Here is a 15,277-nt window from a genome sequence, read left to right as displayed (position 1 = left end):
ATTAAGGAGTCAGAAATGGGTATTCTTTCATGGATCATCTTTGGTCTTATCGCCGGTATTATCGCCAAGTGGATCATGCCGGGTAAAGATGGCGGCGGCTTCATTATCACCGTCGTGCTTGGGGTGGTGGGTGCCGTTGTCGGTGGCTGGATTAGCACCTTGTTCGGCTTCGGCAGGGTAGACGGGTTTAACTTCGGCAGCTTCGTTGTCGCGGTGGTGGGTGCCATTGTGGTGCTGTGGATCTACCGTAAAGTGCGGAGCTAAAGCCGCCTGTTTAAAAAGGGAGGCTGCGGCCTCCCTTTTTTGTTGCGTATAACCGGTGTTATTTCGCCGGTCTGGCGGCGCTGATATCGCCGACGTTATTACAGGTCGTGTCCTTCGGACAGTAGAGATCCATCAGTTTCAGTGTGACGCCGTTGGTCCAGCCAAAGCCATCCTGCAGCGGATATTCACCGCCGCCACCGCCGCCCAAACCTTTCCCTTCGACCACATATTTCTCCACCAGCTTATGCTCTTTATCATAGGTGGCCTGCACGTTTTGCAGGAAGCGCATGCCAATCTCTTTTGCCAGATCCTGTTTGCCGTAGTGGTTCAGCCCTTCGACAGCGGCCCACTGCAGGGGAGCCCAGCCGTTAGGTGCATCCCACTGCTGTCCGTTGTTCACCGTGGTCGTCACCAGTCCTCCTTCCTTCAGCAGCTGTGCCTTCACTGCCGTAGCGGTGCGGTTGGCATGATCGTCAGTGGCTGCCTGGAGATAGAGCGGGAACAGCGCAGCGGCCGTCAGCTGCGGACGGACCTGAGCTTTCTGCCAGTCATAGTCGGCGTACCAGCCCTGTTTTTCATCCCACAGATAGCGGTTAATCGCCTCCTGACGCTGCTCGGCGCGCCCGGTCAGCCGTTTGCTGGCGTCCTCATTTTTCGCCACCTGATAAGCGTGAGCCAGAGTTTTTTCCAGATGGAACATCAGGGCATTGAGGTCAACCGGTACGATGCGCGTGGTGTGAATCGTGGCCAGATCGCCCGGCTTGTCGAACCAGCGCGAGCTGAAATCCCAGCCCGAGGCGGCCCCGGAACGCAGGTCACGGTACAGCCCGGCTTTGTCGCGATCCGGCGCTTTCCCCGCAGTAGCGATATCATCCATATAAGATTCGGTACGCGGTACGTCGCGCGCATCCCAGTAGCGGTTGAGCAGGGTGCCATCCTTCAGCTTAACAATCCGCTTACTGGCTGAACCGGCGGCTAACGACGGACTGTCTGCATCGGCCATCCAGTAGTTGTACTCTTTCTCCAACTGAGGCAGATACTTGCTGTAAACGGCTTCGCCGTCGTGCTTCGCCAGCAGATCGACCATCATACTGAAGAACGGCGGCTGAGAACGGCTGAGGTAATAGCTACGGTTGCCGTTAGGGATATGGCCGTATTTATCCAGCTCCGAGGCGAAGTTGTCGACCATATCCTGCACGCGATCCCAGTGCCCGCTCTCCGCCAGCCCCAGCATGGTGAAATAACTGTCCCAGTAATAGACTTCGCGGAAGCGGCCGCCCGGCACCACATAGGGTTTTGGCAGCGGCAGCAGCGAGTCCCACTGATTCGCCTGGCTGGCCGACCGTGTCAGCACCGGCCACAGGCCGTTAATGTGTGCCCGCAGGCTCTGCCCGGACGGAGGAACATATTTTTCGCCAGCCGCGGGCAGGGTGAAGTTGGTTTCAACAAAGCGCTTCAGATTGAAGTTGCGCTGCTGTTTCTGCATCTGCCAGTCGCTGAGAATAGCGGTTGGATCCTGCTTAGGCACGGCGTCGGCAAACGTTTTCTGGTCGGGATACAACTTCGCTGCCTGTACCGCGTGGAACAACGGCCCCAGGCGCACATCAGGCGGCTGGGGATTGCTACTCAGCATCCGCTGGCTCTCTTCTGCCTGCAGCGAGAAACTGGCCGCCAGCGCTGCAGTCAGTAATAAGGGCGTAAACAGGCGGGTGTTCCATTGACGTTGTTCGACTCTTCTCATTGGCCATTCTCCATGTCCAGACCGTGCTTGATCTGTAAGTAGTTGAGCAGATTAAAACTTTAGTCGATTTTGACGAAATGATCAGGAAGCGAAGGGATAAAATGTGAGTCAGGTAAGGATTTTAGCGCGATGGAGGGTTCTGGTAACAGGGATCCGGGGAAGCGACGGGGGCGGCATGCGCCCCCGTTGAGTGACCTTACAGGTTAACGCAGAGATCTTCTGGCAGACCGAGCATCAGGTTCAGGTTCTGTACCGCCGCGCCGGACGCACCTTTACCCAGATTATCCAGCCTGGCGACCAGAATACTCTGACGCTGCTGCGCATGGCTGAAGACGAACAGTTCCATATTATTGGTATTGTTCAGCGCTTCCGGCAGCAGATACGGCGATGTCTCCTCATCCAGGTGATTCAGCGCGTGCACCTGAATAAATGGCTGACCGGCATAGAAGCTGGCCAGCGCCTGCTGGAAAGCCGCGCCGTCGCTGTTATTCACCGGGATAAAGACCAGCATCCCCTGGGCATAATCACCCACCGCTGGCTGGAAGATAGGTCTGCTGGTCAGCCCTCCCCAGGCCTGAATCTCTTTCAGGTGTTTATGATCAAACCCCAGACCGTAGGCGGCGAAGCCGGTACCAGTCTGCTGGTATTTTTCGATCATCGCTTTACCGCCGCCGCTGTAGCCGGACACGGCATTGATCGCCAGCGGCTGATCGGCCTTAAGCAGACCGCACTGCGTGAGCGGGGCCAGCAGGGCAATGGCCCCGGTAGCATAGCAACCCGGATTGGAAACATGGCTGGCCGCACGGATTTTTTCACGCTGGCCGGCAGCCAGTTCCGGCAGGCCATAAACCCAGCCTGCGTCAACGCGGTGGGCGGAGCTGGCATCCAGTACGCGCGCACCTACAGCATCGGCCAGCGCGACAGCGTCACGCGCAGCCGCATCGGGCAGGCAAAGAATACTGACATCAGCCTGTTTCATCAGCGCCTGACGGGCGCCAGCCTCTTTGCGCTGCGCCTCATCAATGTGCAGCATTTCAATCCGGGGATGACGGGCTAACCGCTGCTGGATCTGCAAGCCGGTGGTGCCCGCCTGACCGTCGATAAACACGCGATATTTCTGACTCATTACAGCCCTTTGCCTTGAATAAGTGAAAAAACAGTAGTGTCAGAGTATGCGGGAAGGAGGCCGTGAGAACAATAAAAAATGACTGATTATCTGATTAATTTGCATAAAAAGTCATTTGTCGGAATTGAGTAAAAAGATCACGCTGCCGCGATACCACGGCGAGGCCAGCAGGCGCTGCTCATCCTGCTGATTCCATTGGCCGTGCTGTACCAGTCCCAGGCGAAAGGGGATGCGCAGGCCATCCAGCGCCGGAAGATAGTCCGCATAACGGCTGACCGTCTGACGTCCCTGATAGCTCTGGATCACCAGCTCATCCACCGGCAGTGCATTCAGCGTGGCGACGTTGCCGGTTTTTGCCCAGTCGAGCAGCCCGGTCACCCCCAGAGAGAACTCTGGCGGCAGGACTTTTCTCAGCCGCTGCAGAAACAGGCTGTACTGATCCAGACGGTGGGTGGCTGCATCAAAGTCAATCTGCACCCCGGCCACGTGATTACCGGCCTGCTGCCAGCGCCGCGCCAGCTGAACCGTGCGCTCCAGCATGGCGTCCGGCACCGCCAGCGTTTCCATACGCACGGTGATCCATATCTGTGGAAAGGTTAAACGGCTGACCGGCAGACCCATACGGATAAACGCTGCCTGACCCTGCCGGGAGATCACCTCGCCCTGATGCAGATAGACAGTGCGCGCAGTGCGCAGCTCAGGGCCCGGCCGGACGCCGGACCACAGCCAGAATGCCTGAGCGTCGCTGGCGATAACCTGCTGCGTGGCCCTGACCGGCAGAGCGGACAGCAGTGCCAGCGCCAGGCTTACCAGTAATACTTGAGCTTTGTGGCCCATGTGCTTCCCGGATACTGTTTTTTCAGCTGCGTAAACCAGCGCTGACGCTGGGACTTATCGACTTCTGCACCGCCGCAGTCGCTGTAGCCCGACGGGGCGTAGCACATCACGGCGCGGTACAGCGCGTAGCTTTTATCTTCCGGCTCCGCTTTGCTGTTGCCAATCACCTGCTGGTAGTAGTGCTGACGGTCCGGCCGTCCGGGCCGTTTGCCTTCCGTCACCGTCGTATCCAGCGTGCCGTTACCGCCGCTGTCGGCCGCGAGACTGACCGCAACACCGGTGGTACGGAAGAACTCGCTCAGACAGTTCAGCGCATGGCTGTTGTCACGCTGACTGGCCAACTGAGTAACGACCGTCTGCAGCGACGGGCAGGCATAGCCTTTTTCAGTCTTTTCCCCGCTCCAGTCGAAGGCGCTGAGCTGCACATCGTCAAAGGCTGCGGTCACCACCGGCGTGGTGATATGCCCGGCCAGCGTCCGGTCCTGCAGCCAGTCGTTGTAGCGCGCTTCGGTAAGATCCCGCACCAGCAGGGTGTGCAGGGCGATGGTACGTTCTTCATCATTGGGCCCCGTGCTGGCCTGCTGACGCAGCAGAGCGGGGGTAGCCCGGGTCTTCAGCACCAGCGAACGGTAACGCAGGTTTGTTACCTGACTGTCCGCGGCGAAGATTTTTGCTGTTTCATCGCCAGAAACCAGCGCGGCGGCCAGCCGTGCCTGCAGGAACTGCTGCTGTTCTGCATCCTGACTCAGGGTTAACAGATGTGACCAGTGGTCACGGGCAGCCGGCCACTGCTGGCGGGCCATCAGTGCATCGCCGTACAGGACCTGTTCGCTGAATGTCAGGATATCGTGCGCGGGCAGGGTGTCTGCCGGTTTAATCGCGGCGATCACGGCGGGGTAGTCGCCCTGACGGAATGCCTGCATCCGGGTCAGATAGTGCCACAGCGGCAGCCGGCCGGCCTGGTCGAAAATCGGCTTAATGCTTTCAAGATAAGCCGCATCAACGCAGGGCTGGCGTGACGGGCAGTCTTGACTGCGCATCAGACGCAGCGTCTGAGTAAAGGTCAGCAGCGGGGCGCCGGTGGCACTGGTGAATATCGCATCGCCGCTTTGATCTTTGCTTTGCAGCTTCAGATCGTTTTCAGCGATCAGTGCGATAACGTCATCCGTGCGGGTGGCCTGCGTCAGGGAGTGCTCATATTGTTTTGCCAGCGAGTCCCAGTCTTCCAGATACCAGTTAATACGGCGCATCATCCCCTCTGCCGAGGCCACATACTGTCCTTTTGGCCAGGCCGTCAGATAGGCACGGGCCGCAGTCATCGCAGTGGCTGCGACCTGTTTGTCGATTTTTTTAACGTCGAACTCGCCATATTCACCGTTGGCGTTCTGACTACTCTGATTCAACGCCGTGCGCATCAGCATATAGCTGGCCGTTTCCGCAACCCAGGGCTGTGTGGATTTTTCCAGTGAGGTGAATGCCTGTCCGGCGGCCGGATAGTCACCCTGATAGAAGAAGCTGGCGGCCAGCAGGTAGTCACGGAAGGCCTGAGCCGCAGAACCTTCAGGACCGGGCAGCGCTGCTGTCTGCTGGCGGTATTCGGCACTGTCGGACAGTGACATGCGGGCAGTGGCCAGCGCCTTGCGCTGTTCTGCGTCCAGCGTGGTATCGGCCAGCAGCGCAGCGAAAAACTGGGAAACGGTGCTCAGCGTGTAAGAGACAAAACGATTTTCCTCTTCGCCTGGCGCCATCGGTGTGACCTTAAGAATGTTGTCGTTAAGACCCAGCGCGGCAATCTGCGTTAGCAGCGTCGCAGAGAGGGGATCGTCCATGACCGCCGGACTGGTGGGGGCAGTCGTCGCCTCGTCATGGTAGCCAAAATAGAACGAACGGCTACGCGTCATGTCCTGTGGCACCGGCTGTGCCAGCAGAGAGGGCGGCATCTTTTCACTCACCAGGCGCAACAGATTGTCACGGGTGTCATTGGTCACGTCCAGCACCGGCGGGCTGACGATAAAACAGTCGCTGCTGCCCCACTGGCAGCTCTGAATATCCGAAGACGCGAACGCCTGAGCGCTGACGGTCAGTGACGCCAGGACGGTGAGGGCAATCCTTGATTTACGCATAATCCTTTCCGGTAGGTAATGGAGCGTTGATGAGCCCGCGAATAGTAAGCCGAAAGCAGATCACGCTTCAATGGCTTTGCCGTCGTTAATCGTCTGCTGCAGGATGACGCGACAGGCGTTATCCCGCTATGATGCCGGTAAAATTAAAGAGTTCAGGGGAACAGGCATGACGGTATGGCAGTGTTACCTGCGCGGCTGGAAAGGGTATGTCAACTTTCAGGGGCGGGCGGGCAGAAAGGAATTCTGGGTATTTCTTGGCATTAATATCCTGGTGTCGCTGCTACTGGGCGTGCTGGTGATGTCTCTGCTGGCGCTGGCCGGTTCGCGTGCCGCGATGTTTTATGGCTCAATGGCGCAGTCGCTGTTCTCCCTGCTGTTTCTGCTGCCGTTTATCGCCGTCGGTATTCGCCGCATGCACGATATCAACCGGTCGGGCTGGTGGTTCGGTGCCATCTTCATTACCTCCGGCCTGTTTAAGCTGCTGACGGCGATCCTGCGCGGTTTCGCCACACCGGAAACCTTTATCTACGGACAGATGGTGCTGTCGGTGCTGCTCGGCTGGGTGCCGCTGGTGATCATGATCGTTCTCTGCTGCAAAAAAAGCGTTGTGCCGGAACCTGCGCAGGCCTGAGCCGCTGACCTGCCCGACGGTGTACTGACGCCAGCGGGCAGGCTTCTGTTGGTGGTTACACTTCGCGAAGCTTAAAGACCCGCACCATCTCCAGCAGCTGTTCTGCCTGCCGCTGCATGGCCTGAGCCGCTGCTGCCGACGCCTGAGACAGCGTGGCGTTCTGCTGGGTGGCAGCATCCATCTGCACCACCGCGACATTCACCTGGTCAATCCCGCTGCTCTGCTCGCCGCTGGCCATCGAGATGGTTTCCACCAGCTGGCTGACGCGCTGCACGCTGCTGACGATCTCTTCCATGGCGCTGCCTGCTACCTTCACCAGCGAATTTCCCGCATTGATGCGCGTCACAGAGCGATCGATCAGCGTGCCGATCTCTTTTGCCGCCATGGCAGAACGGTGTGCCAGCGCCCGGACTTCGGCCGCCACCACAGCAAAACCCCGTCCCTCGCTGCCGGCGCGTGCAGCTTCGACCGCCGCGTTGAGCGCCAGGATATTGGTCTGGAAGGCGATGCTGTCGATGACCCCGATAATATTGCTGATTTCGGTAGAGAACTGGTGGATCTCACTCATGGTCTGAACCACCTGTTCAACCACTTCACCGCCCTGGCTGGCGACGGCGCAGGCTTCAATGGAGATATCGCTGGCGATGCGCGAATTTTCTGCGTTATTTTTTACCACCGAAGTCAGTTCTTCCATCGAGGCTGCTGTCTGCACAATCGCGCTGGCCTGGGCTTCATTGCGGGTGGACAGCTCGCGGCTGCCGGTGGCGATCTCAGCGGAGGCCGAGGCAATGGTCTCCGTTCCGGCACGTACGCCGGAGACAATGCGCGTCAGATTGCCGTTCATGTCGTGCAGGGCATGCATCAGCCCGGCCGTTTCATCACGACCGCTGACTACAATAGTCGTCTGCAAATCGCCGGAGGCCACGGCGCGGGCGACAGAAACCGCCTGAGCCAGCGGGCGGGTAATACTGCGGATCAGCCACCAGGTGATCAGCGTCCCGGCCAGCAGCGTCAGGCCCATTGCCAGCAGCAGCATCAGGCGGGTTTGCTGGTACTGGTGCAGGTTGCGCGCTTCACTCTGCTGACGCAGCAGCATTGCCTGCTTCAGCGTGGTGCTGACCACTTCATCAATCATCCGGGTGGGTTCACGATCGATGCCCGTCACCAGACGGTCGACACGGTGGGCGCTGCCGCTGTCCCGCAGGTCATACTGCTGCAGAGCGGAAAGATAGTGCGCTTCCAGTGCGGCATGCAGTGTCCGTGTTTTCAGCACCTCCGCATTACTCAGGCCGATTTGTGGCAGCATGCTGCTCAGTTGAGTGAGCAGGCGCTGGGTGTTCTGACTGCGGGCGATAAAGGCCGTGCGATACTGATCGAATTTTTCCTGACCCTGAGTGCCACGCAGCAGGGTATTTTTCCACTCCTGAACCTGGATTTTAAACTGTACCTGCGCGTTGCGTGCGGTATCGATACTCTCTGCGATGGTCGCTTCCGTGGCCAAAATATGTTGATTCTGTCTCAGTCCATCAGCGTTGATCATCAGACCACGCAGGCCGGTAAACAGGGTGGCCAGCAGTAAGATAGCCGCCAGCAGGCTCAGTCGCTGTCCGATGGAGAGGTGATTCAGTTTCATAGCGTCAGGATTTCCCGGTTAAAAAAATCAATAAGGTCACATACGCCAGTGGTATCGACCCAATCGGCAGTGACTTTAATCGGCAGGAAAGGGAAAAACGAAGAGAGTAGGGACTAACAGGTTGATCTGTAAAAGGAAGGGGGGTTTATGACGTTTTCGTGACAATGGCATCCCCTCCGCAGCGGGAGGGGAATACCGGGTTACGCGATTATTTTACGCACTTATCGCATTGGTTTTGCTGGATCTGCTGGAAGAAGTCGTTGCCTTTATCATCGACCAGAATAAAGGCCGGGAAGTTCTCCACTTCGATCTTCCAGATGGCTTCCATCCCCAGTTCAGGGTACTCAATGCACTCCAGACTCTTGATGCTCTGCTGCGCCAGCACGGCAGCCGGGCCGCCAATGCTGCCGAGGTAGAAACCGCCGTGCTTGTGGCAGGCATCTGTAACCTGCTGGCTGCGGTTGCCTTTTGCCAGCATGATCATGCTGCCGCCGTTGGCCTGCAACTGGTCAACGTAAGAGTCCATACGTCCGGCGGTTGTCGGGCCGAGAGAGCCGGACGCATACCCTTCAGGCGTTTTGGCCGGGCCGGCGTAGTAGACCGGGTGATCCTTGATGTACTGCGGCAGGCCGTCACCGCTGTCAATGCGCTCTTTCAGTTTGGCATGGGCAATATCGCGGCCAACGATAATGGTGCCACTCAGCGACAGGCGGGTCGACACCGGGTATGCCGACAGTTGGGCAAGGATTGCCTTCATGGGACGATTCAGGTCAACCTGCACCACATCGCCTTCACCCTGCTGGCGCAGTTCAACCGGAATGTACTGGCCCGGATTCTCTTCCAGTTTCTCAATCCAGATCCCGTCGCGGTTGATCTTCGCTTTGATATTACGGTCAGCGGAGCAGGAGACGGCCATCGCCAGCGGACAGGATGCGCCGTGACGCGGCAGGCGGATCACGCGGATATCATGGGCAAAGTATTTGCCGCCGAACTGCGCTCCGAGGCCCAGCTGCTGTGCAGCCAGCAGCAGTTCCTGTTCCAGCTGAACGTCGCGGAACGCCTGACCGTGTTCATTACCCTCGGTCGGCAGCTCGTCATAATAGTGCGTGGAGGCCAGCTTGACGGTTTTCAGCGTGCTGTCAGCCGAGGTGCCGCCGATGACAAAGGCAATATGGTACGGTGGACAGGCGGCCGTGCCGAGGCTGCGCATTTTTTCAGTCAGGTAATCTTTCAGTTTACCCGGGGTGAGCAGCGCTTTGGTTTCCTGATACAGGTAAGTTTTGTTGGCTGAACCGCCGCCTTTTGCCATGCACAGGAATTTATACTCATCGCCGTCAACGCTGTAGAGGTCGATCTGCGCGGGCAGGTTGGTGCCGGTATTGACCTCTTTGTACATATCCAGCGGGGCATTTTGCGAATAGCGCAGGTTATCTTCTGTATAGGTGTTGTACACGCCCTGGGCCAGGGCGGCTTCATCGCCGCCGCCGGTCCAGACACGCTGGCCTTTTTTACCCATGATTATCGCGGTGCCGGTGTCCTGGCAGGTCGGCAGAATGCCTTTGGCGGCGATTTCAGAGTTCCTCAGGAACTGCAGGGCGACATACTTATCATTTTCACTGGCCTCGGGATCGGCAAGGATCGCTGCCACCTGACGCTGGTGGGCAGGGCGCAGCATAAATGAGGCGTCATGGAAGGCCTGCTGTGCCAGCAGCGTCAGCGCCTGTGGCTCGACCTTGAGAATTTCCTGTCCTTCGAATTCGGTCACGGAAACGTGGTCGCGGGTCAGCAGGTAGTATTCGGTATCCTCTTTGGCAAGAGGGAACGGGGTCTGATAATGGAAAGGTTTTTTCGACATTGTGCTCTCACTTAATGATGTGCTGCCATCCTTCTCTGACGCGGAGGCCCGGCAACATTAATGGCGATATCTGTTTTATTTTTTTGTCCTGCCGGCCCGGGCTCGGGTCGGCAGGTCAGGAATGGTATAACATTGTTGCAACATCTGCATGCCTGAGTGCGAAATTAACCGTTAAGTCCGCATCAGAACATCATCACCATCCACGGATAGCCAATCAGCATCAGTGCGCAGAGGAAGATAGCACCGAAGATGGTGCCCAGACGCCAGTAGTCTTTGGTGGGCAGGTAGCCGCTACCGTAGTAAATCGGGCTTGGGCCGGTACCGTAAGGGGTGATAATGCCCATCACACCCAGTGAGGTACACATCATCAGGCAGAATACCGGCATATTAATGCCCGGAATTGATGCCGCGATGGTCAGCATGGCCGGCAGTAGCGCGGTGGTATGTGCTGTGGTACTGGCGAACAGGTAGTGCAGCAGGAAGAAGGCAATCATCAGCACGACGGCTGAAACCTGTGGATCATAGCCCTGCAGCAGCATTCCCCCTTCTTTACCCAGCCAGGCAATAAAGCCGACGCGAGCCAGGCCGTCTGCCAGCGCTACCAGAGTGGCAAACCAGGCAAAGGTGTTCCAGGCCGGTTTGTTGCTGGTAATGTCGTTCCAGTTGAGGACGCCGGTCCACAGCATCAGCACCACCACCAGCAGGGCAGCCATGGCCGGTTCAATCCATGCGGTAGCGAAGATCCACATCAGCAGGGCCGAGACCACGAACACCAGCAGCAGGATTTCATTACGGGACAGCTTACCCAGTTTTTCCAGTTCACTGATGGCCCAGCGCGGCACTTCATCGTTGAATTTCACTTCCGGTGGATAGAGCCAGTAGGCCAGCAGCGGCATGGTCAGCAGCAATATCAGACCCAGCGGCAGGAAGGCGAGGAACCACATACCCCAGGAGATATCGAAGCCCACAACGCTTTTCACCAGAGCCAGGGCCAGCAGGTTTGGGGCCAGCGCGGAAAGGAACATGGAGCTGGTGATACAGGCTGCGGTGATGGCCACCCACATCAGGTAAGAACCAATCTTACGGGCACTGGGGTCATTAGGTTTTGAACCGTACAGCGGCGGCAGGTTGGCAATAATCGGGTAGATAGTGCCTCCGCTGCGCGCGGTATTGGACGGAGTGAAAGGGGCCAGCAGCAGGTCAGCGAAGGTAATAGCGTAACCCAGGGTCAGGCTGCGGCGACCCAGGTATTTCACCAGAATCAGCGCCAGACGACGGCCAAACTGCGTTTTGTCGTAGCCCGCAGCGAACATAAATGCCCCGAAGATCAGCCAGACGGTAGAGTTACCAAACCCGCTCACCGCCCATTTAAAGGCCTGAGCTGCCGTTTTGAATTTCGGATCGGCCAGTTCAGCCGGGCTGAACAGCAGCCACTGACTGAACAGCGCGATCACCACCACGCCGGTGAGGCCGATAACTGCCCCCGGCAGTGGTTCAAAGATCAAACCGACAATGACCCCAACGAAGATGGCGAAGAAGTGCCACGCGTGAGGTTCCAGGCCTTGCGGAACCGGCACCAGCAGCAGCAGTACCGCCACCAGAACCGGCAGGAACAACATAAGCAGGCGTTTTTTTTGCGCCGCGGGGGCAGGAGGGGCCTTTGCGGGTTCACTTACTATCGATGTCTGTTTCATAGTTTTTGTCTGCAAGTTAATAAGAATGCGTTAAGTATCCCGGTGCGTTATAGCGGTTTTTTTTTACTTTCTTTTCTGTTTATTGCGCTTTTTTACCGTGATACCTGAATCTTTTTTCGCCTGTCCCTGCCAGGGGACGTCATTATTTATCGGCTTGATATAAATATAATGCGACTTCCTTAAATATAGACTTTGATCTAGATCAAGAAAAATTAAAGGACCCTTTTATTTTTAACAAATGCGTTTGAATTAGTATAAGCGAAGTTCACTTTAACCGCTCATTATGCCTGATAAGGGCATTTTTATTTCCAGTAAAAGAGGTGTTTTGACTTGCAAGTGACTGAATTTAATGTTTTTTATTTTATTGTAAACCATAAGTTGATTTTTTGTTCTTGTTAGTTAACAATTAATGAAAGTATTTATATCATTTTAAGGTAATAAAAAGCAATTGTTTATTCAAAAGTTAAATAATTAAAGTTATCGCTTATATAGCTAAAGAAATTGCTATATTAACGCCATGACATCGGACCATTCATATAAATAATAAATAGCTGTCCGCAACAGAATTCAGAACTTTTAATTTGGAGTCCACCTTATGAATACGTTAACCCCTATTCTCAATCCGCTGACTTTGCCTAACGGCGCAGTGTTGAAAAACCGTCTGCTGATGGCACCGATGACCACCTGTACCGGTTTTTATGATGGTACCGTCACCAGTGAACTGGTTGAATATTACCGCGATCGTGCGGGCAGCATTGGTACGGTGATCGTTGAGTGCTGCTTCATCGATCCGAAAGGCCCGGCCTTCCCCGGAGCTATCGCTATCGACAGCGATAACAAAATCCCGGGTCTCGCCAAAATTGCTCACGCTATCAAGACCGAAGGCTCTAAGGCTATCCTGCAAATCTACCACGGTGGCCGTATGGTCGAGCCGGAACTGATTGGGGGGCGTACCCCGGTCGCACCGAGTGCCATTGCCGCTCCGCGAGAAGGGGCGACCACGCCACAGGCGCTGACAGCCGAAGAAGTGGAAGTGATGATCACCAAGTTTGGTGACGCCGTAAACCGGGCAATTAAGGCCGGTTTCGATGGCGTGGAGATCCACGGCGCTAACACCTATCTGATCCAGCAGTTTTACTCTCCGAACTCTAACCAGCGCGACGATAAATGGGGCGGCAGCCGCGATAATCGTGCCCGCTTCCCGCTGGAAGTGCTGGAGATCACCCATAAGATGGTGGAACGTTTCGCCGATTCGTCCTTTATCATCGGCTACCGCTTCTCCCCGGAAGAGATTGAAGTCCCGGGCATCCGCTTTGACGATACGCTGTACCTGCTGGAAAAACTGGCCGCACGCGGACTGGATTACGTTCACTTCTCGGTGGGGCAGCTGCTGCGTTCCTCTATTGTCGATCGTGAAGATCCGACCCCGCTGATCACCAAATACCTCGCCGCGCGTTCAGCAACCCTGGCCAGAGTGCCGGTGATTGGCGTGGGTGGGGTGGTGAACAAAGCCGATGCCGAGATGGCGCTGGAGTCCGGTTACGATCTGGTGGCGATCGGTAAAGCCTGTATCGCCTACCCGGACTGGGCAGACCGCATCATTAAAAACGATCATCTGGAGCTGTTTATCGACAGCACCCAGCGTGAAGCGCTGAATATTCCTGAACCGCTGTGGCGCTTCTCGCTGGTTGACGCCATGATCCGCGATGTCAGCACCAGCGGCCGCAAATATAAAGCAGGTGTGTATCAGGAGAAAGTGGAAGCCGAAGCGCTGAAGCTGAAAATCAACGTCACGCTGGATACCGACCGTATTACCGACATCTCGCTGATCCCTGACGACAGCCTTGACGTTGACTTTACCACCACCTTTGAAAGCCTGCGTACCCGTATGCTGGTGGCCAACAGTCCCCATGTGGACGCGGTAACCGGTGCGACCACCCAGAGTGAGGCGCTGAAAAAAGCCGTTTCCCGTGCGATGACCACCTCCAGCAAGGAGCACGTGATCGAAGAGGGCGGTAATCCGCAGGCTCCCCAGAATTACGATGTGGTTGTGGTCGGCAGCGGCGGTGGCGGTCTGGCTGCGGCGATCGAGGCGAGTGATGCCGGGGCGCATGTGGTGATCATCGAGAAGATGCCGACCATCGGCGGGAACACCATTAAGGCTTCCGTCGGTATGAATGCCGCAGAAACCCGCTTCCAGAAACTGAAAGGCATTGAAGACAGCAAAGAGCTGTTCTATGACGAGACGCTGAAAGGCGGCAAGTTTAAAAACAACCCGGAACTGCTGCGTGAATTCGTTAACCTGGCCCCGGAAGCCATTGAGTGGCTGGCGGGCAACGGTATCGAACTCAACGATATCACCATCACCGGCGGCATGAGCATTGACCGTACGCACCGTCCTGCAGACCGTTCAGCCGTCGGCGGTTTCCTGATCAGTGGACTGGTGAAGAACATTAACCAGCGCAATATTGAAGTGCTGCTGGAAACCTCTGTCGCTGAAATTCTGATGGAGAATGGGGCGGTCAGCGGTGTGAGAGTGGTGGATGAGTATAATGACACCCGTATCCTCAATGCGAAAAGCGTGATCGTCGCCACCGGGGGCTTCAGCGCCAACCGCGAAATGGTGGTGAAATACCGTCCTGAGCTGGACGGCTTTGTGACCACCAACCATAAAGGTGCCACCGGCAGCGGGATTGCCATGCTGCAGAACATCGGCGCGGATACCGTTGATATGGGCGAAATTCAGATCCATCCGACCGTGGAGCAGACCACCTCATACCTGATTTCCGAATCGATTCGCGGCGGCGGTGCCATCCTGGTCAGCCAGGCTGGTCACCGTTTCTACAACGAAATGGAAACCCGCGACAAAGTGTCTGCTGAGATTATTGCCCTGCCAGAGAAGAGCGCCTGGATTATCTTCGACGATCAGGTTCGCAGCAATAACAAAGCGGCCGATGAGTATATCGCCAAAGGCTTCGTGATCAGCGCACCCACGCCGCACGAGCTGGCGGTGAAACTGAATATGGATCAGGAAACACTGCAAACCACGCTGGGCCGCTATAACGGGTTTGTGGCGCAGCAGAAGGATGAAGATTTTGGCCGTACCACTGCCCTGCGCCATCCGCTGAATAAAGGACCGTACTACGCCATCCGCATCGCCCCGGGCGTTCACCACACCATGGGCGGCGTGACCATCAACACCGATACATCGGTGCTGGATGCGCAGAAAAAGGTTATCCCCGGGGCCTGGGCGGCAGGGGAAGTGGCCGGCGGTATTCACGGTGCTAACCGCATCGGTGGAAATGCCGTAGCCGATATCATCATCTTCGGTACCCTGGCCGGCCGTAACGCTGCGGCTTACGCCCGGCGCTAA

General features: G+C 56.7%; 10 protein-coding genes. 3 read left to right on the top strand and 7 right to left on the bottom strand.

From position 1 onward, the window contains the following. Window positions 1–15 precede the first annotated feature (15 nt). A complete protein-coding gene (locus K6L24_RS12715; RefSeq protein ID WP_049851133.1) occupies window positions 16–264 on the top strand; it encodes a GlsB/YeaQ/YmgE family stress response membrane protein in 249 nt (82 codons plus the stop codon). Between the two features lie 58 nt (window positions 265–322). Here K6L24_RS12715 and treA read toward each other — a convergent pair whose 3' ends face one another. The 4 genes from treA to K6L24_RS12695 all read right to left on the bottom strand — a co-directional run bounded on the left by treA (window position 323) and on the right by K6L24_RS12695 (window position 6,091). Continuing rightward, window positions 323–2,005 carry an alpha,alpha-trehalase TreA gene (gene treA / locus K6L24_RS12710; protein ID WP_137268497.1) on the bottom strand — a complete coding sequence of 561 codons (1,683 nt, stop codon included), beginning with the start codon at window positions 2,003–2,005 and terminating at the stop codon, window positions 323–325. 196 nt (window positions 2,006–2,201) lie between these two features. Further along, window positions 2,202–3,131, bottom strand: a complete 930-nt coding sequence (gene argC / locus K6L24_RS12705; protein ID WP_137268498.1) for an N-acetyl-gamma-glutamyl-phosphate reductase — start codon at window positions 3,129–3,131, stop codon at window positions 2,202–2,204. A gap of 111 nt (window positions 3,132–3,242) precedes the next feature. Continuing rightward, window positions 3,243–3,968 carry a DUF3142 domain-containing protein gene (locus tag K6L24_RS12700; protein WP_137268499.1) on the bottom strand — a complete coding sequence of 242 codons (726 nt, stop codon included), beginning with the start codon at window positions 3,966–3,968 and terminating at the stop codon, window positions 3,243–3,245. Continuing rightward, window positions 3,938–6,091: a PA5441 family protein gene (locus K6L24_RS12695; RefSeq protein WP_137268500.1), complete on the bottom strand. Its 2,154-nt coding sequence runs from the start codon at window positions 6,089–6,091 to the stop codon at window positions 3,938–3,940. The genes K6L24_RS12700 and K6L24_RS12695 overlap by 31 nt, the downstream gene beginning before the upstream one ends. Before the next feature lie 166 nt (window positions 6,092–6,257). Between K6L24_RS12695 and K6L24_RS12690 the strand changes: the two genes are divergently transcribed. After that, on the top strand, window positions 6,258–6,722 hold the full coding sequence (locus K6L24_RS12690) for a DUF805 domain-containing protein (RefSeq protein ID WP_062743601.1): 465 nt from the start codon (window positions 6,258–6,260) through the stop codon (window positions 6,720–6,722). Between the two features lie 55 nt (window positions 6,723–6,777). Here K6L24_RS12690 and K6L24_RS12685 read toward each other — a convergent pair whose 3' ends face one another. The 3 genes from K6L24_RS12685 to K6L24_RS12675 all read right to left on the bottom strand — a co-directional run bounded on the left by K6L24_RS12685 (window position 6,778) and on the right by K6L24_RS12675 (window position 11,904). Then, entirely contained in the window at window positions 6,778–8,355 is a 1,578-nt protein-coding gene (locus K6L24_RS12685; protein ID WP_137268501.1) for a methyl-accepting chemotaxis protein, read from the bottom strand. A 208-nt stretch (window positions 8,356–8,563) separates the two neighbouring features. Further along, a complete protein-coding gene (fumA, locus tag K6L24_RS12680) occupies window positions 8,564–10,210 on the bottom strand; it encodes a class I fumarate hydratase FumA (protein WP_062743599.1) in 1,647 nt (548 codons plus the stop codon). 182 nt (window positions 10,211–10,392) lie between these two features. Beyond that, window positions 10,393–11,904, bottom strand: coding sequence for a DASS family sodium-coupled anion symporter (locus K6L24_RS12675; RefSeq protein WP_062743598.1), 1,512 nt, complete (start codon window positions 11,902–11,904; stop codon window positions 10,393–10,395). A gap of 595 nt (window positions 11,905–12,499) precedes the next feature. Between K6L24_RS12675 and K6L24_RS12670 the strand changes: the two genes are divergently transcribed. Then, a complete protein-coding gene (locus K6L24_RS12670) occupies window positions 12,500–15,277 on the top strand; it encodes a flavocytochrome c (protein ID WP_062743597.1) in 2,778 nt (925 codons plus the stop codon).

The organism is Erwinia persicina (genome assembly GCF_019844095.1).
In the GTDB taxonomy this organism is placed as follows: Bacteria; Pseudomonadota; Gammaproteobacteria; order Enterobacterales; family Enterobacteriaceae; genus Erwinia; species Erwinia persicina.
This window is presented reverse-complemented; position numbering and strand designations above follow the sequence as displayed.